The 18,686-nt window shown below is 65.0% G+C and carries 18 protein-coding genes and 1 tRNA gene; 5 read left to right on the top strand and 14 right to left on the bottom strand.

Translation table 11 applies throughout. From position 1 onward, the window contains the following. Nucleotides 1-31 precede the first annotated feature (31 nt). Nucleotides 32-1,162, top strand: coding sequence for a DUF5938 domain-containing protein (locus IQ16_RS01840; protein ID WP_018645059.1), 1,131 nt, complete (start codon nt 32-34; stop codon nt 1,160-1,162). Between the two features lie 56 nt (nt 1,163-1,218). Further along, on the top strand, nt 1,219-2,757 hold the full coding sequence (locus IQ16_RS01835; protein ID WP_018645060.1) for an acyl-CoA synthetase: 1,539 nt from the start codon (nt 1,219-1,221) through the stop codon (nt 2,755-2,757). On the opposite strand, the gene IQ16_RS01830 is transcribed toward IQ16_RS01835, so the two are convergent. The 11 genes from IQ16_RS01830 to IQ16_RS01780 form a co-directional block, all read right to left on the bottom strand. Continuing rightward, a complete protein-coding gene (locus IQ16_RS01830) occupies nt 2,746-3,678 on the bottom strand; it encodes an FAD binding domain-containing protein (RefSeq protein ID WP_018645061.1) in 933 nt (310 codons plus the stop codon). The two genes, IQ16_RS01835 and IQ16_RS01830, sit on opposite strands and share 12 nt — an antisense overlap. Beyond that, complete coding sequence (locus IQ16_RS01825) at nt 3,675-6,362, bottom strand: molybdopterin-dependent oxidoreductase (protein WP_018645062.1); 2,688 nt, start codon at nt 6,360-6,362, stop codon at nt 3,675-3,677. The genes IQ16_RS01830 and IQ16_RS01825 overlap by 4 nt, the downstream gene beginning before the upstream one ends. Continuing rightward, nucleotides 6,359-7,000, bottom strand: a complete 642-nt coding sequence (locus IQ16_RS01820; RefSeq protein ID WP_018645063.1) for a TetR/AcrR family transcriptional regulator — start codon at nt 6,998-7,000, stop codon at nt 6,359-6,361. The genes IQ16_RS01825 and IQ16_RS01820 overlap by 4 nt, the downstream gene beginning before the upstream one ends. A 222-nt stretch (nt 7,001-7,222) precedes the next feature. After that, nucleotides 7,223-7,495: a BQ00720 family protein gene (locus IQ16_RS01815; RefSeq protein WP_018645064.1), complete on the bottom strand. Its 273-nt coding sequence runs from the start codon at nt 7,493-7,495 to the stop codon at nt 7,223-7,225. Nucleotides 7,496-7,545: 50 nt separating this feature from the next. Next, nucleotides 7,546-7,971 carry an Hsp20 family protein gene (locus tag IQ16_RS01810; RefSeq protein ID WP_018645065.1) on the bottom strand — a complete coding sequence of 142 codons (426 nt, stop codon included), beginning with the start codon at nt 7,969-7,971 and terminating at the stop codon, nt 7,546-7,548. A gap of 298 nt (nt 7,972-8,269) precedes the next feature. Then, entirely contained in the window at nt 8,270-9,355 is a 1,086-nt protein-coding gene (locus tag IQ16_RS01805) for a sn-glycerol-3-phosphate import ATP-binding protein UgpC (protein WP_018645066.1), read from the bottom strand. 13 nt (nt 9,356-9,368) lie between these two features. Continuing rightward, a complete protein-coding gene (ugpE, locus tag IQ16_RS01800) occupies nt 9,369-10,217 on the bottom strand; it encodes a sn-glycerol-3-phosphate ABC transporter permease UgpE (protein ID WP_018645067.1) in 849 nt (282 codons plus the stop codon). Beyond that, on the bottom strand, nt 10,217-11,098 hold the full coding sequence (gene ugpA, locus IQ16_RS01795; protein ID WP_018645068.1) for a sn-glycerol-3-phosphate ABC transporter permease UgpA: 882 nt from the start codon (nt 11,096-11,098) through the stop codon (nt 10,217-10,219). The genes ugpE and ugpA overlap by 1 nt, the downstream gene beginning before the upstream one ends. Nucleotides 11,099-11,146: 48 nt before the next feature. Further along, the gene (gene ugpB / locus IQ16_RS01790; RefSeq protein WP_018645069.1) at nt 11,147-12,463 is read right to left on the bottom strand and encodes a sn-glycerol-3-phosphate ABC transporter substrate-binding protein UgpB; all 1,317 of its coding nucleotides are present in this window, start codon (nt 12,461-12,463) and stop codon (nt 11,147-11,149) included. Between the two features lie 426 nt (nt 12,464-12,889). After that, complete coding sequence (locus IQ16_RS01785) at nt 12,890-14,092, bottom strand: CaiB/BaiF CoA transferase family protein (RefSeq protein WP_018645070.1); 1,203 nt, start codon at nt 14,090-14,092, stop codon at nt 12,890-12,892. A 181-nt stretch (nt 14,093-14,273) separates the two neighbouring features. Continuing rightward, nucleotides 14,274-14,699: an organic hydroperoxide resistance protein gene (locus IQ16_RS01780; RefSeq protein ID WP_018645071.1), complete on the bottom strand. Its 426-nt coding sequence runs from the start codon at nt 14,697-14,699 to the stop codon at nt 14,274-14,276. A gap of 155 nt (nt 14,700-14,854) precedes the next feature. On the opposite strand from IQ16_RS01780, the gene IQ16_RS01775 reads away from it, so the two are divergent. After that, a complete protein-coding gene (locus tag IQ16_RS01775; RefSeq protein WP_026312312.1) occupies nt 14,855-15,313 on the top strand; it encodes a MarR family winged helix-turn-helix transcriptional regulator in 459 nt (152 codons plus the stop codon). Nucleotides 15,314-15,330: 17 nt separating this feature from the next. On the opposite strand, the gene IQ16_RS44990 is transcribed toward IQ16_RS01775, so the two are convergent. From IQ16_RS44990 to IQ16_RS01760, 3 genes are all read right to left on the bottom strand, one after another. Continuing rightward, entirely contained in the window at nt 15,331-15,567 is a 237-nt protein-coding gene (locus IQ16_RS44990) for a GIY-YIG nuclease family protein (protein WP_018645072.1), read from the bottom strand. A gap of 176 nt (nt 15,568-15,743) precedes the next feature. Next, a tRNA-Ala gene (locus tag IQ16_RS01765) sits at nt 15,744-15,819 on the bottom strand. A gap of 96 nt (nt 15,820-15,915) precedes the next feature. After that, nucleotides 15,916-16,323 (bottom strand): TIGR02300 family protein, encoded by a 408-nt coding sequence (locus tag IQ16_RS01760; RefSeq protein ID WP_018645073.1) that lies wholly within the window; start codon nt 16,321-16,323, stop codon nt 15,916-15,918. A gap of 110 nt (nt 16,324-16,433) precedes the next feature. Here IQ16_RS01760 and aroA point away from each other — a divergent pair, with 110 nt between their 5' ends. After that, nucleotides 16,434-17,831, top strand: coding sequence for a 3-phosphoshikimate 1-carboxyvinyltransferase (gene aroA, locus IQ16_RS01755; RefSeq protein WP_018645074.1), 1,398 nt, complete (start codon nt 16,434-16,436; stop codon nt 17,829-17,831). Further along, the gene (cmk, locus tag IQ16_RS01750) at nt 17,828-18,466 is read left to right on the top strand and encodes a (d)CMP kinase (RefSeq protein ID WP_018645075.1); all 639 of its coding nucleotides are present in this window, start codon (nt 17,828-17,830) and stop codon (nt 18,464-18,466) included. The genes aroA and cmk overlap by 4 nt, the downstream gene beginning before the upstream one ends. Nucleotides 18,467-18,686: the final 220 nt, after the last annotated feature.

Genomic DNA, 18,686 nt, shown 5'->3' with positions numbered 1-18,686 from the left:
AACCTGACAACAAACATTTCGGAGGAACGCTATGAGTGCGAAGAAGCCCGTCATCGTCTATGGCGCGTCCGGCTACACCGGCCGCCTGGTCTGCGAATATCTGCGTGAGTACAACATCCCGTTCATCGCCGCCGGCCGCAGCGCCGAGAAGCTCAACGCCGCAATGAAGGCGAACGTGGCCGGCATCGAGACCGCCGACTTCGAGGTGGTGGAAGTGCCGCACACCGTGAGCGCGCTGACGGAGTTGTTCAACGGCGCCTCAGTGGTGCTCAACACAGTAGGCCCGTTCGCCAGGTTCGGCGGCGAGGTGGTGCAAGCCTGTTGGGCTTCCAGATGCCACTACACCGACACCACGGGCGAGCAGGACTGGCTGATCACGCTCGAGCAGGAGTGGGGCACGAAGTTCGCCAATGCCGGCCTGCTGCTGGCGCCGGGCATCGCGCAGATGTACACCACCGGCGAGATCGCCGCCCAGCTCTGCCTGGAGACGCCCGGCCTCGACACGCTTGATATCGCCGTGTTCTGGGGCGGCAGTCCGACCATCGCCTCGACGCAGACTATCCTGGTCAATGCCGCGATGGCCAAGGCCTACTACCTGGAGCAGAACAAGTATGTCGAGCATCAACCCGATGCCGGCCTCTACAACCTCGCGATCCCCGGCCAGCACGAGCTGGCGCTGGCGCTGCCCTGGGGCGGCACCTCGCACCCGGTGTGGTTCAAGCGCGATCCGCGCGTGGCCAACGTGAAGGTGCTGGGCGGTGTGTTCAACCGCGCGCTGATGCTGGGCGTGCCGCAGATCGTCGCCGCCGCGCTGGAGGCGACCAAGGACATGAACCCCGACGACCGCTACGCCGCGTTGGCGCAAACCGCCGCCGGTGTGATGAACACCATGCCGCCGCGCGAGAACCCGCGTGTCAACAAGTCGATGGATTCGGTGCATGCCTCCGGCCCGTTGGGGCGCGCGCACTGCGTCATCAACGGCAACAGCAATTACAAGCAGACCGGCTTGCTGCAGGCCTATGCCGCCGCACACTTGCTGCAGCAGCCGCCCAGGCGCGTGGGCTTCGCCTCCGGTTGCCAGGCCTTCGGTCACCACGAACTGCTCGGCCAGCTGCGCAGCTTCGGGCTGGTCAGTAAGCCGGTTCTGACCGTGCACGATTAAGTCAATCGTGGGTGGCGCGGTCCTCCGCGTCACCCACTGCCACTTCGGGTGTTGATATGCGCTTCATCGACTATCTCGACAAAGGTGCCTCGCTCGGCCCCGATGCGCCGTGCCTTACCATGGATGGACGCGAACTCAGCTATGGCGAGGTGCAGCAGCTTAGCTATCGCATCGCGCGCGGGCTCGACCGATCGGGCATCGCGCCCGGCGAGAAGGTCGCAATCCTCTCCGGCAACGATCCGGTCGCGTTTGCCTGCGTGTTCGGCATTTCCCGCGCCGGCTCGGTCTGGTGCCCGATCAATCCGCGCAACGAGGCGGCCGAAAACCGGATCATCCTCGACCAATTCGACTGCAGCCTGCTGCTGTTTCATTCAAGCTTCGCGCCGATGGTCGAGGCGGTGCGTGCAGAGCTGCCGAAGTTGCGCGGTCTCGTCTGCCTCGATGCTGAGTTACCCTTCGCGCCCTCGTTCGACAGCTGGCTCGCCGACCTCGCCGACGACCATTATCAACACGAGACGGTCGACGATCTCGCGATGATTCCCGGCACCGGCGGCACCACCGGCAAGCCGAAGGGCGTCATGCTGTCGGGCCGCAACATCGAGGCCATGACGGCACTGACGCTGATGGGCTATCCCTTCAAGGGCCGTCCGGTCTATCTCGCGCTCGCGCCGTTGACCCACGCGGCCGGCGTGCTGTGTTTCCCGATCATGGCACTCGGCGGTCGCATCGTGATCATGCATCACCCCGACATCGCCGAATTCCTCGATCTGATCGAGCGCTACCGCGTCACGCACACATTCCTGCCGCCGACCGTGATCTACATGCTGCTCGATCATCCCAAGCTCGACTCCGCGAAGCTCGGGTCGTTGCAATGCTTCTGGTACGGCGCTGCGCCGATCTCGGCCGCGCGGCTTGCGGAGGCGCTCCAGCGTATCGGGCCGATGGCGCAGTTGTTCGGCCAGACCGAAGCGCCGATGATGATCTCGATGATGGCACCTAGCGAGCACTACAATGCCGACGGCACGATCGCGATGGAGCGCCTCGCTTCGGCCGGGCGGATCAGTCCGCTGGTGCAGGCCGGCATCATGGATGGCGACGGCAATTTGCTGCCGACCGGCGCACGCGGCGAGATCGTGGTCCGCGGCTCGCTGGTGATGGAAGGCTATTACAAAAATCCCGAGGCCACGGCGGAGGCCTCCGCGCATGGCTGGCACCACACCGGAGACATCGGCTACATCGACGACGACGGCTACCTCTATATCGTCGATCGCGCCAAGGACATGATCATCACCGGCGGGTTCAATGTCTACTCGATCGAGGTCGAGAACGCGCTGCGGGCGCATGAAGCGGTGCAGGATTGCGCCGTGATCGGGCTGGCGGACGAGAAATGGGGGGAGCGGATCGTCGCCGTGGTGCAGCCCCGCGCCGGCCAAAGCGTCGACGCGACGGCGCTGGCGGCCTTCGTCAAGCAGCGGATCGGCAGCGTCAAGACACCGAAGCAGATCGAAGTCTGGGACGATCTGCCCCGCTCCAAGGTCGGCAAGGTGCTGAAGCCGGATATCCGTGTGCGGCTGGCGGGTCGCTCAGGTGGTTAGTTCGTCCGAAAGCCGCTCCAGCACGTCGCGCACCAGCCCTTGCAGAAGATCGAGCTTGTAGGCCGTCATCGGCAATGGTTTGGCACCCCAGCTCGCCGCTTTCGCCGCTTCTGCGATCGATGCCGCATTGGCAATCTTGCCACTGAGCTGGACTTCCACCGCGGTGAGGCGAAGCGGCACGGGCGCGACGCCGCCTGCAGCGAGACGCACGAGCTGGAACTTGCCGCCGGCGATCACAACGCGGGCGCAGAGCTCCACCAGCGGCCATTCCGCATAGGTCCGGCTGACCGCGCGCTTGTAGGACGCACGCTCACGCTCAAGCGGAGCAGGAAGCGCAATGCTCTTGATCATCTCGCCTTCGGCGAGTGTATGGTCGGCGTGCGAGACCGAGCCATCGCCGAGCAGATCCGTGATCGAGAGTCCGCTACGCCGGTTCGTGGCGATGGTCGCATCATAGGCGAGCAGAGCCGCCGCCATGGTTGAGGGATGCGGCGCGACGCACGGGCCAAGATCGAAGGCGACGCCATAGAGATGATTGCCAGACCGGGCAGGGCAGGTGCTGCCGCCTTTCTTCAGGCAATCGATGTCGGCCCGGCGGAAATACCAGCAGCGTGAACGCTGCGCGAGATTGCCGCCGAGCGTTGCAACCTGGCGCACCTGTGGCGTGGCGAGGCCTTGCGCGCTCGCCCCAATACCGGGATAGGCGGCGGCGATGCGCGCGTCCGTCGCGATCGTGGCGATGGTGGTCAGCGCGCCGATCTGGGCTGCTCCGTCGGCGTCCCAGGTGATCGCCTTGTTGCCGCTGCCCGAGATATCGATCAGCATTCCCTGCGACACGCCGCTGCGGCGTCGTTCGCTGAGGTCGGTGCCTCCGGCGCGGAATTCGGGCGCAGGCTTGGCGGTCATGACGGCGACGCTCATGCTGCATCCCTCCCTTTCAGCGCGGCCACCAGACGATCGGGCCGGAACGGAATTTCAGTCAGTCTCACGCCGATCGCATCGCGAATGGCGTTAGCGATCGCGGGCGAGGTCGGCACGGTCGCGACTTCGCCGATGCCGACGCTGCCGCCCGGCACATGCTCGAAACCGGCCTCGTCGAAATGCACGTCCAGTTTCGGCATGTCGGCAATCCCCGGAATGCGGTAATCCTCCATGCTGCCGCTCAGGATGTGACCGCTGAGAGGATCGGTCTCCCGCGTCTCATAGAGTGCGTAGCCGATGCCCTGGATCACCGCGCCTGCGGCTTGGCTTCGCGCCAGCGTCGGCGCCGCGAGCTTGCCGATAGCAAGGCCCGTATAGGCGTTGAGCACGCGAACATGGCCGAGCCAGGTATCGACCTCGACTTCCATCACCTGCACCGAGCTCGGCACGCCGGCGCCGACCACCATGTGGTTCATCAGACGCAGCACCCAACCGAACACCCGGCCCATGATGCCCGCCTCGTGCAGCGCGGGCCTCACGCCGGGCGGCGGCTTGCCGTCCTCCTGGCGTCTCGCCGACACGGCGATGTCGGGAGACGCCGCGATCATCTCGCGCCACGGCGCGTTCGAGCCCGGAGCAGGTGTGCGAGACGCGGTGCGCTTGATTTCCGTTTTCAGCTTGTCGATGGCGAGTAAAGTCGGCGGCACCACCGAGGCGGTGACGCGGCTGCCGCCGGAGCCCGGTCCGGGCGGCAGGTTGGAGCGGCCGATGCGAACTTCCACATCCTGCGGCTCGAGATCGAACGCCTTCGCGACGGTGTTCGCGATCACGCTGCGCGTGCCCGTGCCGATATCCTGGACCGCGCAGCTTGCGACGATGCGGCCGCCCTTGACCGCGAGTTCGACCGAGGAGCCGGTCTGCCAGAGATAGAGCCAGTAGCCGGTGGCGACGCCGACGCCGCGCCGGTAGCGGCCGGTCTGCGAGGCGGCCGGCTTGCGATTTTTCCAGACGTCGAGGCCGGCAGCCCAGTCGTAAAGCCGCTGGCGGTTGGGATCAGTATCCCAGCGCTTGCGCAACTGGATCGGATCGACCTTCATGCGCAACGCCGCTTCGTCGACCGCCTGCTCCAGCGCAAACGACATCGGCGGACCGCCGGGGCCGCGGAACGGCGCGCCGGGCGGCAAATTGCTGAGCACGTCGAAGTCGACGAGCTCTTTTGCTTCGGCCGGATAGATCAGCCGCGCCAGGCCGGCGATCAGCGAGTTCACGGCGGCGCCGGTATCGGCATGGGCGGTGAGCGACAGCGCCTTGAGGCGGCCTTCCGCCGAAGGCAGCAAGGACAGCTTCAGCTCGGCGGCCGGACGATAGCCGGCGACGGAAAGCTCCTCTTCACGATCGAAGGCGACACGCACCGGCGCCTTCGCGGCGCGCGCAAGCTCGATTGCGGCGATGGTCTCCAGCCCAACGCTGCCCTTGGAGCCGAACCCGCCGCCGACATGATCGGCGATCACACGCACCTTGTCGTGCGGAAGGCCATAACGCTTGGCGATCTTCTCCATGCTCTCGTGAATGGCCTGGGTCGAGATGTGCACGGTGAGCTGATCGCCATCGAACCTGGCCACGGCGGCATGTGGTTCGAGGCTTGCGTGCTGTTGCGTCGAGACGCGGAAAGTTTCCTCTACCAGCAGCGGATTGCGTTGCTGGCGCGCCTCGTCAAGCCAGCTCTTGGCCTGCTTGGCTTTTTGCGAGAACGGCGCCGAAGGCCCGCGCACATTGCCCTTCCACGACACCGGAGCGCCGCCGGCGCCCTCGGACACGTTGCCGGCACGCTTGCGGTCCTTCTTTTCGAACACGACTGGCGCATCGTCGCGTCGCGCTGCATCGAGCCCGATCACTGCGGGCAAAGGCTCGGGCTTGAAGCTGATCGCGGCAATTGCCTTCAGTGCGGTGCGGCGATCCTTGGCCGCGACGGCTGCAATCGGTGCGCCCACGAAGCGGACCATGTTGTCATCGTCGAGCAGCGGAACGACCGCGGCAACACCGGCAATGGCGCGCGCCGGCGCCAGATCAAGCCCGGTGATCCTCGCATGCGCGACGTGCGCGCGCAGGATGACGCCTTCGAGCTGGCCGTCATGGTGGATGTCGACTGTGTAGCGGGCCAGTCCCGTCACCTTGTCGCGGGCTTCCAGCCGCGGCGCGATGGGATCGTTGCCGTCGAAGCGGCCCGAGCATGCTTCGGCGACGGCGCGATAGATGCCTTCATAGGCGCCGCAGCGGCAGAGATGTCCCGATAGCGCGGCGGCGATCTCCTCGCGCGAGGGTGTCGCCGCGCCCTTGGTCGCGCGCCAGCTGTCATGGAAGGCGGTGGCTTCGACGACAAAGCCGGGCGTGCAGAAGCCGCATTGCAGGGCGTCGTGCGCCATGAACGCATTCTGCACCGGATGCAATCCGGCTGCTCCGACGCCCTCGATGGTCGTCAGCGATTTGTCGGCGGCCGCCTGCGCCGGCAACAGGCAGCTCACGACGGGCGTGCCGTCGAGCAGCACGGTGCAGGCGCCGCAGACGCCGGAGCCGCAGACGAGTTTGGTGCCGGTGAGGCCGCCATCGCGGATCACGTCGATCAAGAGCGCATCCGGATCGTCGGGTAGCACCAGAGGCCGTCCATTGATGGTCGTGGTGGTCATTCTCGAACTCCCGTTTTGCGTAGGGACTTCTTTCCGGACGGCGCCATCGCGCCGGCGATCAGCATGCGCAGCATGGTCTCGAGCTGTTTCAGGAACGCGTCGATCGGCTGCATGGAAGGGAAAGCGGATTTGGTGCCGTGGATCGCCATCTCGACGCAGCGCGCGAGCTCGCGCACGCTGACGCCGCTTTCGAGCGTGAGCTTTCGCTTGCGGCACACCCGCGCGATCGTGGTTGCGATCTCGTCGGCGAAACGATTGGAATAGCTCTGGTAGAGGTCGCGCGCCTGCGCGAGGTGCTCGGAAAACAGCTCCTCGATATGGGGCGAGTCCTTGAGCGAAGCGAGCAGCGACTGCATTCGCGCGCCGATCTCGGCGACCAGGATGTCGGCAAGCTCGAGGCCCGCTTCTTCCGCCGCCTTCGCCGCCGCGATTTCGGCAGCGAGCCCCTGCTCGTAGAGCCGCTCGAGCACGGCGCGAAACAGCGCCTCCTTGGAGGCGAAGTGATGATAGAGCGCCTGCCGCGTCAGTCCGGCTTCCTCCGCCGCCTGCTCGATCGAGGAGCGGCGGAAGCCGTGGCGCCGGAACACGCGCATCGCGGCGTCGAGGATCCGGTCCTGGGGAGGGGCCTTGGCCTGCATTTTGTCAGATTTGACAGATACGAACGAAATGTCAAATCACGGATTGATGACGGTCTCCTGCGCGCAAGAGCCAAGGCCGCCCCCGCAAGCGGGCGGGGACATCGCCGAATTCCCATTGGCTGGCGATGGCGACGCGAAAACATCACCTCTCAAATGAAAACGGGCACGCCTTCGCGTGAAGGCATGCCCGTTTGAAACCCTATTCGTTCGACGCGCTTGTGCTCAGTGCACGCTCACCGCTTGCAGCTCGTTGCTCCAGGCGTTGGCGACCGCGGCTTCGCGGCTGTCGGTCAGCATGATCGGCGTGCCGTCGGCGGCGTGGAGCGCGAAGAGCTTGAGGCCCGGCGCGATCTTGGGCGCCTCGGGAAACAGGTCCGGCACGTCCTCGGAACGGATCTGCTTCACATAGGCGATATGGCCTTCGCCCAGGGTTGCCAGCGTCTCCGGAGAGACATTCTTGGCTTCGTATTCGAACGCAACGTGACCTTCACTCATGGTCTCGACTCCTCTGGAACACTAAGCGGTCGAGTCCGCTACTCGTTCCATTATTCGTGCTCATTGATAGCGATTGTCTTAACGATCCTCTCCGGTTCAGGCCGGGCGAGATCGACCGACAACAGCCCGTTCTTCAGATCGGCACCCAGCACCAGCATCCCCTCCGCCAGCACGAAGGTGCGCTGGAAGTGGCGCGCGGCGATGCCGCGATGGATGTATTGCCGGGACTTGTCGTCCTGCTGCCGCCCGCGGATCACGAGCTGGTTTTCCTCAATGGTTACATCGAGTTGGTCGCGGGTGAATCCGGCGACCGCCAGCGTGATGCGCAACCGCTCGGGCTGGCCGTCCGACCGGTCACACCTCTCGATATTGTAGGGAGGGTAGCCGTCGGCGCCTTTGACGACGCGGTCGAGCACGCGCTCGATCTCGTCGAAGCCCAGAAGGAACGGACTGGATAACGTGGGAACACGAGACATAGTTTACAAAGTCCTCTCGAAGCGACTTTGGTGTTTCGGGGCCCGATCAAGGCGCCCCTTGGTCAGCAATATGGGCATATCCGCTTGTGGGTTCAAGGATGTAGCCGGGGGCTGTGGATGGGCCGCTTTGCCCCCCACCCGCTTTGCCATCGCACAAAATGCTTACAATTCGTCATGGCCCCGAGACGGGCAGGCATGATGAATTTGCGGGGCGATTTATCCCAATGAAAACAGACCCCCTCCTACTGTGCATGGGGTTGTTTTCGCGTTTTTTTGATAGGGCCGGTGCGGGAAGCCGTCAGGCCTCGATCCGCTTCCGTCCGTCACCGCTGAACAAATGCAGCTTTTGGCGTACCGCCGCGACGCGGATCTTCTGGCCGATGGCGGGGGCCTCGGTTCCGGGGATGCGGACGATGATCTCGCCGGGCGGCAGCTCGCCCGGGGTGGCGGCGACGCGCTGGTCTTCCTGCTCGCGGGAGCCGTAGACGAAGGTCTCGGCGCCGACGCGCTCGATGGCCTCCACGGTCAGCGGCAAGGCCACGCCGCCGGCGGGCGTCTGGTCGGTGATGACAAAATCCTCCGGGCGGATGCCGACGATGCCGGCTTCGCCAGCGGCGCCGCCCAGCTGCGACTTGATCTCGTCGGGGCGCGTCGACATCAAATTCATCGGCGGCGCGCCGATGAAGGAGGCCACAAAAGTGGTTGCCGGCTTCTCGTAGATTGCGAGGGGATTGCCGACCTGCTCGACCTGGCCGCCGTTCATCACGACGAGGACGTCGGCGAGCGTCATCGCCTCCAGCTGGTCATGCGTGACGTAGATCGACGTCGTGTTCAGCCGGCGCTGCAATTTGCGGATCTCGACGCGCATGGCGATGCGCAGCTTTGCGTCGAGGTTGGAGAGCGGCTCGTCGAACAGAAACACCTTCGGCTGGCGCACGATGGCGCGGCCCATGGCGACGCGCTGGCGCTGGCCGCCGGAGAGCTGGCGCGGCTTGCGCTCCAGCATCGCGGAGAGCTCGAGCACGCGCGCGGCTTCCTCGACGCGGGTCTTGATCTCGGCCTCGGCCATGCCGCGGTTGCGCAGGCCGTAAGCCATGTTGTTGTAGACGCTCATATGCGGATAGAGCGCGTAGTTCTGGAACACCATCGCGATGTCGCGATCGGCGGGCTCGATCTGGTTGACGACGCGCCCGCCAATGTCGATCTCGCCGCCGGTGACGGTCTCGAGACCCGCGACCATGCGCAGCAGCGTGGACTTGCCGCAGCCGGAGGGGCCGACCAGCACGCAGAACTGCCCGTCGGCGACATCGACGTTGACGCCTTTGATGGCCTCGAAGCCGCCGGTGTAGGTCTTGCGGACGTTGCGCAGGGTGACGTTAGCCATAGAAACTCGCTTGTTACTTTTCCGTCTCGACCAGGCCGCGCACGAACAGTTTCTGCATGGCGACGACGACGAACACCGGCGGCAGCATGGCCAGCACGGCGGTCGCCATCACGATCGGCCATTCGGTCAGCGCGTCGGTGGTGGTGATCATCTTGCGGATGCCGACCTGGATGGTCTGCATGTCGTCGCGGGTGGTGATGAGCAGCGGCCAGAGATATTGATTCCAGCCGAGGATGAACAGGATCACGAACAGCGCCGCCATGTTGGTGCGCGACAGCGGCAAGAGCGTATCCCAGAAGAAGCGCAGGGGGCCGGCGCCGTCGATGCGCGAGGCCTCTAACAGCTCGTCCGGCACGGTCATGAAGAACTGGCGGAACAGCAGCGTCGCGGTGGCGGAGGCGATCAGCGGCAGCGCGAGGCCCGCATAGCTGTCGAGCATGTGCAGATCGGCGACGATCTTGTAGGTCGGATAGATGCGGACCTCGACCGGCAGCATCAGGGTGATGAAGATGATCCAGAAGATCGACATCCGGAACGGAAAGCGGAAATACACGATCGCGTAGGCCGAGATGATCGAGATCGCGATCTTGCCGATCGCGATCGCCAGCGCCATCACCAGCGAATTGAGCATCATGTTGCCGACGGGCTCGCGGGTCGAGCCGCTCGTGCCGACGAAAATGGTCTGGTAGTAGACCTCGAAGAAATGGCCGCCCGGCAGCAGCGACATCTGCCCGTTCGCGATCAGCGCGTTGTCCTGGGTCGAGGCGATGATCGCGATGTAGACCGGGAACGCGACGATCGCGATCCCGATCCAGAGAATGAAATGGGCGACGTAGCGCCTGATGCCCTCGTCCTCGACCATCAGTAGGTCACCTTGCGTTCGACGAAGCGGAACTGGATGCCCGTCAGCACGATGACCATGATCATCAGGACCACCGATTGCGCCGCCGAGCTGCCGAGATTGCCGCCGAGCAGACCGTCCGAATAGACCTTGTAGACCAGCGTCACCGTCGAGGTGCCGGGACCGCCGCGGGTCATGGTGTCGATGATGCCGAAGGTGTCGAAGAAGGCGTAGACGATGTTGACGACCAAGAGGAAGAAGATGGTCGGCGACAGCAGCGGGAAGGTCACGGTCCAGAACCTGCGCATCGGGCGCGCGCCGTCGATCGCGGCGGCCTCGAACACGCTTTTCGGGATCGCCTGCAGTCCGGCGAGGAAGAACAGGAAATTGTAGGAGATCTGCTTCCACGCGGCGGCGAGGATGATGAGGCCCGCGGCCTGGTTGCCGTCGAGCAGCGGATTCCAGTCGATGCCGGCGGCGCGCAAGTATCGCGAGATCACGCCGAGCGAGGGATGCAGCATGAAGATCCAGAGCACGCCGACCACGGGCGGCGCCACCGCATAGGGCCAGATCAGCAGCGTGCGGTAGAGCATCGAGCCGCGCAGCGGCTTGTCGGCCATCACGGCGAGCAGCAGCGCAAAGGAAAGCGACGAGATCGCGATCGCGAACGAGAAGAAGAAGGTGCGGACGACCGCTTCGAAATAGGCGGGGTCCTTGAACAGCTCGATGTAATTGTCGAACCAGACGAAGCTCGTCGAGAGGCCGAAGGCGTCCTGGAGCAGGAAGGACTGGATCACGGCCTGCAGCGCCGGCCAATAGAAGAAAATCAGCACGATCGCGAGCTGCGGCGCAACCAGCGCGTAGGGCAACAGCTTTGACTGGAAAATGGCTTGCTTTTGCATGATGCCCCGGAAGCGGCAGGCCGGGTGACCGGCCTGCCGCCAGTCGCCTTACTTCACGGCGGTCTTTTCGAACTGCCGCAGCATGGTGTTGCCGCGTTCGACGGCGGCGTCGAGCGCCTGCTTGGCGGTCTTCTTGCCGGCCAGCGCCTGCTCGATTTCCTCCGACCAGACGTCACGCAGCTGAACCATGTTGCCGAGGCGCAGGCCGCGCGAATTCTCGGTCGGCTCCTTGTTGGTCAGCTCGAGCAGCGGGGTCTCGAGATAGGGCTGATCCTTGTAGAAGCCTTCTTCCTTCGCCTTGGCGTAGGCCGCCTTGGTGATCGGCAGGTAGCCCGAGGCCTTGTGGATGTAGACCTGGCGATCGGTGTCGGAGAGGAAGGTCAGGAATTTCGCGACGCCCTTGTAGTCATCGGCCGGCTTGCCGCCCATCACCCAGAGCGACGCGCCACCGATGATCGAGTTCTGCGGCGCGCCCTTGACGTCCGGATAATACGGCATCGGCACCGCGGTGAAGTTGAACTTGGCCTGCGCCTTGACGTTGCCGAAGAACGCCGAGGAGGTCAGGTAGATCGGGCATTCGCCGGAGGTGAAGCGGCCTTCGCCGGTGTTGGTGCGGCCGGCATAGTCGTAGACCTTGGTCTTCTGCAGCTCGACCAGGTTCTCGAGATGCTTGACCTGGAGCGGGCCGTTGAATTCGAGCACGGTGTCGAAGCCGTCGAGACCGTTGGCCTTGCTGGAGAGCGGCGTGTTGTGCCAGGCCGAGAGCTGCTCGAGATTGACCCAGGTGACCCAGGAGCCCGAGAAGCCGCAGGTGTCGTGACCGGCCGCCTTCAGCTTCTTGCCGGCCTCGAACACTTCAGGCCAGGTCTTGGGGATCTCGACATTGGCTTTCTTCAGCTCGTCGAGGTTGACCCACATGACGGTCGACGACGAGTTGAAGGGGAACGACAGCATCTCGCCCTTCGAGGTCGAGTAGTAGCCGGTGATCGCGGGCAGGTAGTTCTTCGGATCGAACTTCTCGCCGGTCTCGGCCATCAGCTTGTAGACCGGTTTCACGGCGCCGGTCGCGGCCATCATGGTCGCGGTGCCGACTTCGAACACCTGCATGATGTGCGGGGCGTTGCCGGCGCGGAACGCGGCGATGCCGGCGTTCATCGTGTCGGGGTAGTTGCCCTTGTAGGTCGGGATCACCTTGTAGTCGGTCTGCGACGCGTTGAAGTCGTTGGCGAGCTTGACGATGACGTCGTTGTTGGCGCCGGTCATCGCATGCCACCACTGGATTTCGGTCACGGCCAGGGCCGGCGAGGCGCCGAGACCAACCGCGAGTGCAACAGCAGCCGCCGCGCCAAAATGTCGAAGAGCCATCAAGAAAACCTCCCTTGCCCGTCACTAAAGAAGCGCTTGCGCTAGCAGCGCCATATGACGTTCACATGACTGTGTAAGCGGCCGAAACGAAAGCGGCAAGCGCTGGAAAAGGGAAGCCGTCAAATAGGCGAATGCGCCGCGGCCAGAAGCAGCCGTTCGCGCTGCACGCGCACGGGCGCGCCGCAGTGCGGCATTGGATGATGCGGATAAGGAGAATGCCGTCGCGCGGAGCGACGTGGGGTGGAACGGATGCGGCTCCGGGCGCCCTTAACCTCTCCCGCTTGCGGGAGAGGTCGCGCCGAAGGCGCGGGTGAGGGCTTTCTCCTCTAGGGGATTGTCCCGTTGTGGCGACACCCTCTCCCCGACCCTCTCCCGCAAGCGGGAGAGGGGGGCGCAGCTGCGCTGCCGCTCGGTCTCTGTCTCAGCTCAGCGCTTGCGCTCGGGGCCGCAGACGGTGCCCTTTTCGACCATCGCGTCGATCTCGGACTTGGAGTAGCCGAACTCGCCCAGCACTTCGGCTGCGTGCTGGCTGAACTTCGGCGGCACGCGCCGCAGGCTCGGCTTGCTGCGATCGAGCCGGATCGGCGAGGCCACGCCCTTGTACCAGTCCTTCTCGATGATATCGCCGCGCGCGATGGTGTGCGGGTTCGTCAACGCCTGGTCGATCTTCTGCACCGGACCTGCGGGCAGGCCGGCCGCGAGCAGGCGATTGCACAGCGGCTCGGCCTCGTGCTGGCTGAACACCGCGGCAAGCTCGGCGCGCAGCGCCTCGCGGTTGGCGATGCGGTCCTTGTTGCGGGCAAAGCGCGGATCGGTGCCGAGCTCGGGCTTGCCGATCTCCTTGGCGAGCTTGCGGAAGGTGCCGTCATTGCCGACGCCGATGAAGATGTTGTCGGTCTTGGTCGGGAAGATCGCGTAGGGCACGAGGTTCGGATGCTCGTTGCCGGTGAGCGAGGGCGGCTTGCCATGCATGAAATAGTTCGCGGTGTGCGGATGCATGATGGCGAGGCCGGTCTCGTACAGCGTGGTCTCCAGGAACTGGCCCTTGCCCGAACGCTGCCGCTCGGACAGCGCCATCAGGATGCCGATCGCCGCGTAAAGGCCCGTGGTGATGTCGACCAGCGGCACGCCGATCCGCATCGGCCCGCTCTCGGGCGAGCCGGTCGCCGCGATCATGCCGGTCATGGCCTGGATGATGGCGTCATAGCCTGGATTGCCGCCGCGCGGCCCGTCGGCGCCGAAGCCGCAGATCCGGCAATGCACGAGGCGCGGGAATTTCTTGCTGAGCACATCGTTGCCGATGCCCCATTTCTCCAGCGTGCCCGGCTTGAAATTCTCGATCAGGACGTCGGCCGTCTCCAGCATCTTCAGCAGCACGATTCGGCCGCCCTCGGAGGCGAGGTCGAGGCCGATCGAGCGCTTGTTGCGGTTGATGCCGACGAAATAGGCCGCGTCCTCCTCGTGGAACGGAGGGCCCCATTCGCGCACCTCGTCGCCTGCGGGCGGCTCGACCTTGATGACGTCGGCGCCATGGTCGGCGAGGATCTGGGTGCAGTAGGGACCGCCGAGCACGCGCGTGAGATCGATGACGCGCAGTCCGCTCATTGCGCCCGTTGCTGCTTCAGTCATGCCTTCGCTTCCCCTGTGTCGATCGTTGGATCACAGGCCTAGCGAGGTTTGTTTGCGCCAGCAATGGGCCCTCGCGTGGAGCCGCATGCGCGCCGCCGCGCGTCTGTCCCGCGGGATGGCAAATTCAATCGGAAGCGGCCGGCCCGAGGGGGATCCCGGGCCAGCCAATCCGCACCGCCGATCAGACGACCGTCAGGCGAACGTCGACATTGCCGCGCGTGGCATTGGAGTACGGGCACACCTGGTGGGCCTTGGCGACCAGCGCCTCGGCCTCCGCGCGGGCGAGGCCCGGCAGCGAGACGGCGAGGTCGATGTCGAGGCCGAATCCGCCTTCCGAGCGCGGGCCGATTCCGACGGTCGAGGTAACGGAAGCGTCGGCCGGAACCTTCGGGCCGCCCTGCGAGGCCACGAACTTCATGGCGCCGATGAAGCAGGCGGCATAACCGGCCGCGAACAGCTGCTCGGGATTGTTGCCGGCGCCGCCGCCGCCACCGAGCTCCTTCGGCGTGGTCAGCTTGACGTCGAGCGCGCCGTCGAGGGTCGCAGCATGGCCGTCGCGGCCGCCGGTGGCCTTGGCGCTGGTCTTGTAGAGGACGTTCACGGACATTTTCGTCTCCTCGGGTCTTTCCGGGTTGGGGTGCGATCTTTATCGCCGACAATTAGATTGCGCGCAATCTAATTCGGCATGCCTCACATTTAATTGTTCGCAATTGAATATGCCCCCGGCCGGCCCCAGAATGGGAGAAACGCGTGAGATTCTCCATGGCCCGGAAACTATCGACCCTCGACCCACAGCGGCTCGACAACCAGATCTGCTTCGCGGTCTATTCCGCCGCGCACGCCTTCAACCGCGTCTACAAGCCGCTGCTCGACCGGCTCGGCCTGACCTATCCGCAATATCTGGTGATGCTGGTGCTGTGGGAGCGCGACGACGTGCCGGTCAAGGAGATCGGCGAAAAGCTGTTCCTGGATTCGGGCACGTTGACGCCGCTGCTGAAGCGCCTCGAGGCTGCCCATCTGGTCAAGCGCACTCGCTCGCGCGAGGACGAGCGCCAGGTCCTGATCGCGCTGACGTCGCAGGGCCATGCGCTGAAGGAGAAAGCGCGCAGCGTGCCGCAGTCGATCCTGGCAGCGTCGGACTGCTCGGTATCGGAGCTGGTGGCGATGAAGGACGAGATCGTCGCGCTGCGCGACCGGCTGAATGCGGTGATCGGGGAGTAGGCTTCCCGGGCGCGCGGTCAGAAATGCTTTTTCGCGAACGCGCGGCCAGAGCCAGATTTCAGATATCGCTCGAATGCGACGGCGCGTGCGGCGTCATCAAACGCAAAATAGGTCCGAATTCGCCAAGGCCCGTATTTCGAGGTGTGCGGCACCTCGCCGGCATTATGCTTCGCCAGACGTGCTCGTAGATCGTCGGTGATGCCGACGTAGAAGTGCTCGGAGTCGAGGCTTTCGAGGATATAGACGTATTTCATTCTGCTTCCTCCCCAGAGGGCAGGATAGCAGGTTGGAACCAGTCCGGGGCCTTGTCCACGATCGTGGATAGAGTCCGCCGTCGCCCTTCGGGCTATGGCGGGACAGCCTTCGCTCACTTCGCTACGAGGGACTTCCCTAGGCTTGCCCAGCCGAAGCTCGCGAAGCGAGCGAAGGCTGGTGGAGCCAGGCGGGATCGAACCGCCGACCTCTTGCATGCCATGCAAGCGCTCTCCCAGCTGAGCTATGGCCCCTTAGTCCTTAAATGGGACGATCCCGGAGGATCCCCCACAGACCGGCGAGCCTGGTGACTCGCGCGGTGCACCCTTTTTCACAGATCAGGACTGATCTCAAGTCTCTTCATCACCTCCGACATCACCAATGATGTCGGTCACGTCCTCATCACCCTCTTCCTCGTCGGCAATGAAGGTCGAATCGTCGTCATCGTCGTCATCGAGGGTCTCGTCGACCTCGATATCGTCCTCCGATTCGGGCACGGCAGCCTTGACCTTGCCGGTGTTCTCCTCGGCGTCGGCCTCCTCGAGCGAGACCTCTTCGACCTCTGCCGGCTCCGGCGCGGTATCCGCTGCCGCGGCGTGCCGGGCTTCGGCGCCGCGGGGGACGCGAGCGGGAGCGATCGGCGCGATCGGCACGACTTCGCCGGTATAGGGCGAGATCACCGGATTCTTGTTGAGGTCGTAGAACTTCTTGCCCGTGGTCGGGCAAATACGTTTGGTTCCGAGTTCGGACTTGGCCACGGCAGGAATCCTGGGAATGTCTGAAAAGCGGTGCTTCACTTGGCTAGTTGGCGGCCCGCTGTCAATAGCGCATTACGGGAGAAAGACATGCCCGTGACGGGGCTCAGACCATGTGGTACCTGCGCGCCAGCCCAAAGGATGCATCCAAGGGCCTATCCAAGGACACAATCTTGACCCATTCCGACCAACCGAGACCGCTCCAGTCTCGCGCCAGCGGCCCCCTGACCGGGAAAGTACGGGTGCCCGGGGACAAGTCGATTTCCCATCGCGCCCTCATCCTGGGCGCGCTCGCGGTCGGCGAGACCAGGATTTCGGGCCTGCTGGAGGGCGAGGACGTCCTCAATACCGCCAAGTCGATGCAGGCACTGGGCGCCAGGGTCGAGCGCACCGGGGATTTTGCGTGGAGGGTCAATGGCGTGGGCGTCGGAGGCTTCGCCCAGCCCAAGGCGCCGCTGGATTTCGGCAACTCCGGCACCGGCTGCCGGCTGGTTATGGGCGCCGTCGCCGGCTGCCCGATCTCGGCGGTGTTCGATGGCGACACCTCGCTGCGCAGCCGCCCCATGCGCCGGATCCTCGATCCGCTCGAAAAGATGGGCGCGAAGGTCGTCGCCGGCAGCGAGGGCGGACGTCTGCCGCTGACCCTCCAGGGCGCGCGCGATCCGCTGCCGATCACCTACAAGACGCCCGTCGCCTCGGCCCAGATCAAATCGGCCGTGCTGCTGGCGGGCCTCGCCGCGCCGGGCACGACCACTGTCGTCGAGAGCGAGGCCAGCCGCGACCACACCGAGCTGATGCTGAAGCATTTTGGCGCCGACATCACCTCGGTGCAGGAAGGCCAGCACGGCCGTCGCATCACGCTGGTCGGCCAGCCCGAGCTGCATGGCGCCAATGTCGTCGTGCCCGCTGACCCCTCGTCGGCCGCCTTCCCGATCGTCGCTGCGCTGATCGTCGAAGGCTCCGACATCGTGCTGTCCGACGTCATGACCAATCCGCTGCGCACGGGCCTGTTCACGACGCTGCGCGAAATGGGCGGCTTCATCGAGGAGAGTGGAGTGCGCGGCGATGCCGGCGAGCCGATGGCGCGCTTGCGCGTGCGCGCGTCAAAACTGCGCGGCGTCGAGGTGCCGCCGGAGCGCGCGCCCTCGATGATCGACGAATATCTGGTGCTGGCGGTGGCGGCCTCCTTCGCCGAAGGCACGACCATCATGCGCGGCCTGCAGGAGCTGCGCGTCAAGGAATCCGATCGCCTGGAGGCGACCGCCGCCATGCTCCGCGTCAATGGCGTGAAGGTCGAGGTGTCCGGCGACGATCTGATCGTCGAGGGCCGCGGCCATGTCCCCGGCGGCGGCACCGTCGCCACCCATATGGACCATCGCATCGCGATGTCGGCGCTGGTGATGGGCTCCGCCTCCGATCATCCGGTGACCGTCGACGACACCGCCTTCATCGCCACCAGTTTCCCGGATTTCATTCCGATGATGCGTTCGCTAGGGGCCGAGTTTTCATGATTATCGCCATCGACGGGCCCGCGGCCTCGGGCAAGGGGACGCTCGGCAAGCGTCTCGCCCACCATTACGGCTATCGTCATCTCGATACCGGCGTGATCTATCGCGCCGTCGCCTATGCCCTGATGCAGTCCGGTCATGATCTTCGGGACGAGGCGGCTGCGGTGCAGGCCGCCCTGGAGCTCGATCCCGAAAAGTTCGGCAATCCCGCCCTGAAGACCCAGGAGGCCGGCGAGGGCGCCTCGATCGTCTCGGCGATCCCCAGGGTTCGTGAGGTCCTGGTCAATTTCCAGCGGCAATTCGCCGCCGATCCGCCCGGTGCCGTGCTCGACGGCCGGGATATTGGAACCGTGATCTGTCCTCATGCCGACGTGAAGATCTTCGTCGTCGCCGACCCCAGGGTCCGCGCCCGCCGCCGCACCATGGAGGCCAAGGCCAGGGGCGAGGAGGCCGACGAGGCGGCCGTGCTCGCCGACATCATCCGGCGCGACGAACGCGACAAGAACCGGCCGATTGCGCCTTTGAAACCGGCCCCGGATGCTTACTTGCTAGATAACTCCCAACTGGATATAGAAGGCGGCGTCCGGGCCGCCATCGACATTATCGAGGCCGTCCGAGCGGGCCGGTCGCGGGGTTAAGCCGCAGCCGTCATTGGAGGAAGCGCCCGCTCCCGCTCTTTGAGGTCGATACTTCCGGTCCCTGTTTTGGGGCCGGCGCGATCCAGGCTCCGGACACAAGATTTTCACGTATCGAACGCGCGGGCCTCAGCCGGCCCGCTTCCGCTGTTCCGCCTTCAGGCCGGAGCAGCGAGCGGTCGCTCGAAGGTTTTGCGGACCTTCCGACACTGCGTGTGCGATG

The organism is Bradyrhizobium huanghuaihaiense (assembly GCF_007830635.1).
Classification (GTDB): Bacteria; Pseudomonadota; Alphaproteobacteria; order Rhizobiales; family Xanthobacteraceae; genus Bradyrhizobium; species Bradyrhizobium huanghuaihaiense.
This window is presented reverse-complemented; position numbering and strand designations above follow the sequence as displayed.

What these genes read in the sequence shown, in the direction of transcription:
- IQ16_RS01775 (WP_026312312.1), top strand. Translation starts at nt 14,855, where the DNA reads ATGGCCCGGAAACTATCGACCCTCGACCCACAGCGGCTCGACAACCAG.
- IQ16_RS01820 (WP_018645063.1), bottom strand. Translation starts at nt 7,000, where the DNA reads ATGCAGGCCAAGGCCCCTCCCCAGGACCGGATCCTCGACGCCGCGATG.
- IQ16_RS01785 (WP_018645070.1), bottom strand. Translation starts at nt 14,092, where the DNA reads ATGACTGAAGCAGCAACGGGCGCAATGAGCGGACTGCGCGTCATCGAT.
- IQ16_RS01825 (WP_018645062.1), bottom strand. Translation starts at nt 6,362, where the DNA reads ATGACCACCACGACCATCAATGGACGGCCTCTGGTGCTACCCGACGAT.
- IQ16_RS01830 (WP_018645061.1), bottom strand. Translation starts at nt 3,678, where the DNA reads ATGAGCGTCGCCGTCATGACCGCCAAGCCTGCGCCCGAATTCCGCGCC.
- IQ16_RS44990 (WP_018645072.1), bottom strand. Translation starts at nt 15,567, where the DNA reads ATGAAATACGTCTATATCCTCGAAAGCCTCGACTCCGAGCACTTCTAC.
- ugpE (WP_018645067.1), bottom strand. Translation starts at nt 10,217, where the DNA reads ATGGTCGAGGACGAGGGCATCAGGCGCTACGTCGCCCATTTCATTCTC.
- ugpB (WP_018645069.1), bottom strand. Translation starts at nt 12,463, where the DNA reads ATGGCTCTTCGACATTTTGGCGCGGCGGCTGCTGTTGCACTCGCGGTT.
- IQ16_RS01840 (WP_018645059.1), top strand. Translation starts at nt 32, where the DNA reads ATGAGTGCGAAGAAGCCCGTCATCGTCTATGGCGCGTCCGGCTACACC.
- cmk (WP_018645075.1), top strand. Translation starts at nt 17,828, where the DNA reads ATGATTATCGCCATCGACGGGCCCGCGGCCTCGGGCAAGGGGACGCTC.
- ugpA (WP_018645068.1), bottom strand. Translation starts at nt 11,098, where the DNA reads ATGCAAAAGCAAGCCATTTTCCAGTCAAAGCTGTTGCCCTACGCGCTG.
- IQ16_RS01810 (WP_018645065.1), bottom strand. Translation starts at nt 7,971, where the DNA reads ATGTCTCGTGTTCCCACGTTATCCAGTCCGTTCCTTCTGGGCTTCGAC.
- IQ16_RS01780 (WP_018645071.1), bottom strand. Translation starts at nt 14,699, where the DNA reads ATGTCCGTGAACGTCCTCTACAAGACCAGCGCCAAGGCCACCGGCGGC.
- IQ16_RS01805 (WP_018645066.1), bottom strand. Translation starts at nt 9,355, where the DNA reads ATGGCTAACGTCACCCTGCGCAACGTCCGCAAGACCTACACCGGCGGC.
- aroA (WP_018645074.1), top strand. Translation starts at nt 16,434, where the DNA reads ATGTGGTACCTGCGCGCCAGCCCAAAGGATGCATCCAAGGGCCTATCC.
- IQ16_RS01835 (WP_018645060.1), top strand. Translation starts at nt 1,219, where the DNA reads ATGCGCTTCATCGACTATCTCGACAAAGGTGCCTCGCTCGGCCCCGAT.
- IQ16_RS01815 (WP_018645064.1), bottom strand. Translation starts at nt 7,495, where the DNA reads ATGAGTGAAGGTCACGTTGCGTTCGAATACGAAGCCAAGAATGTCTCT.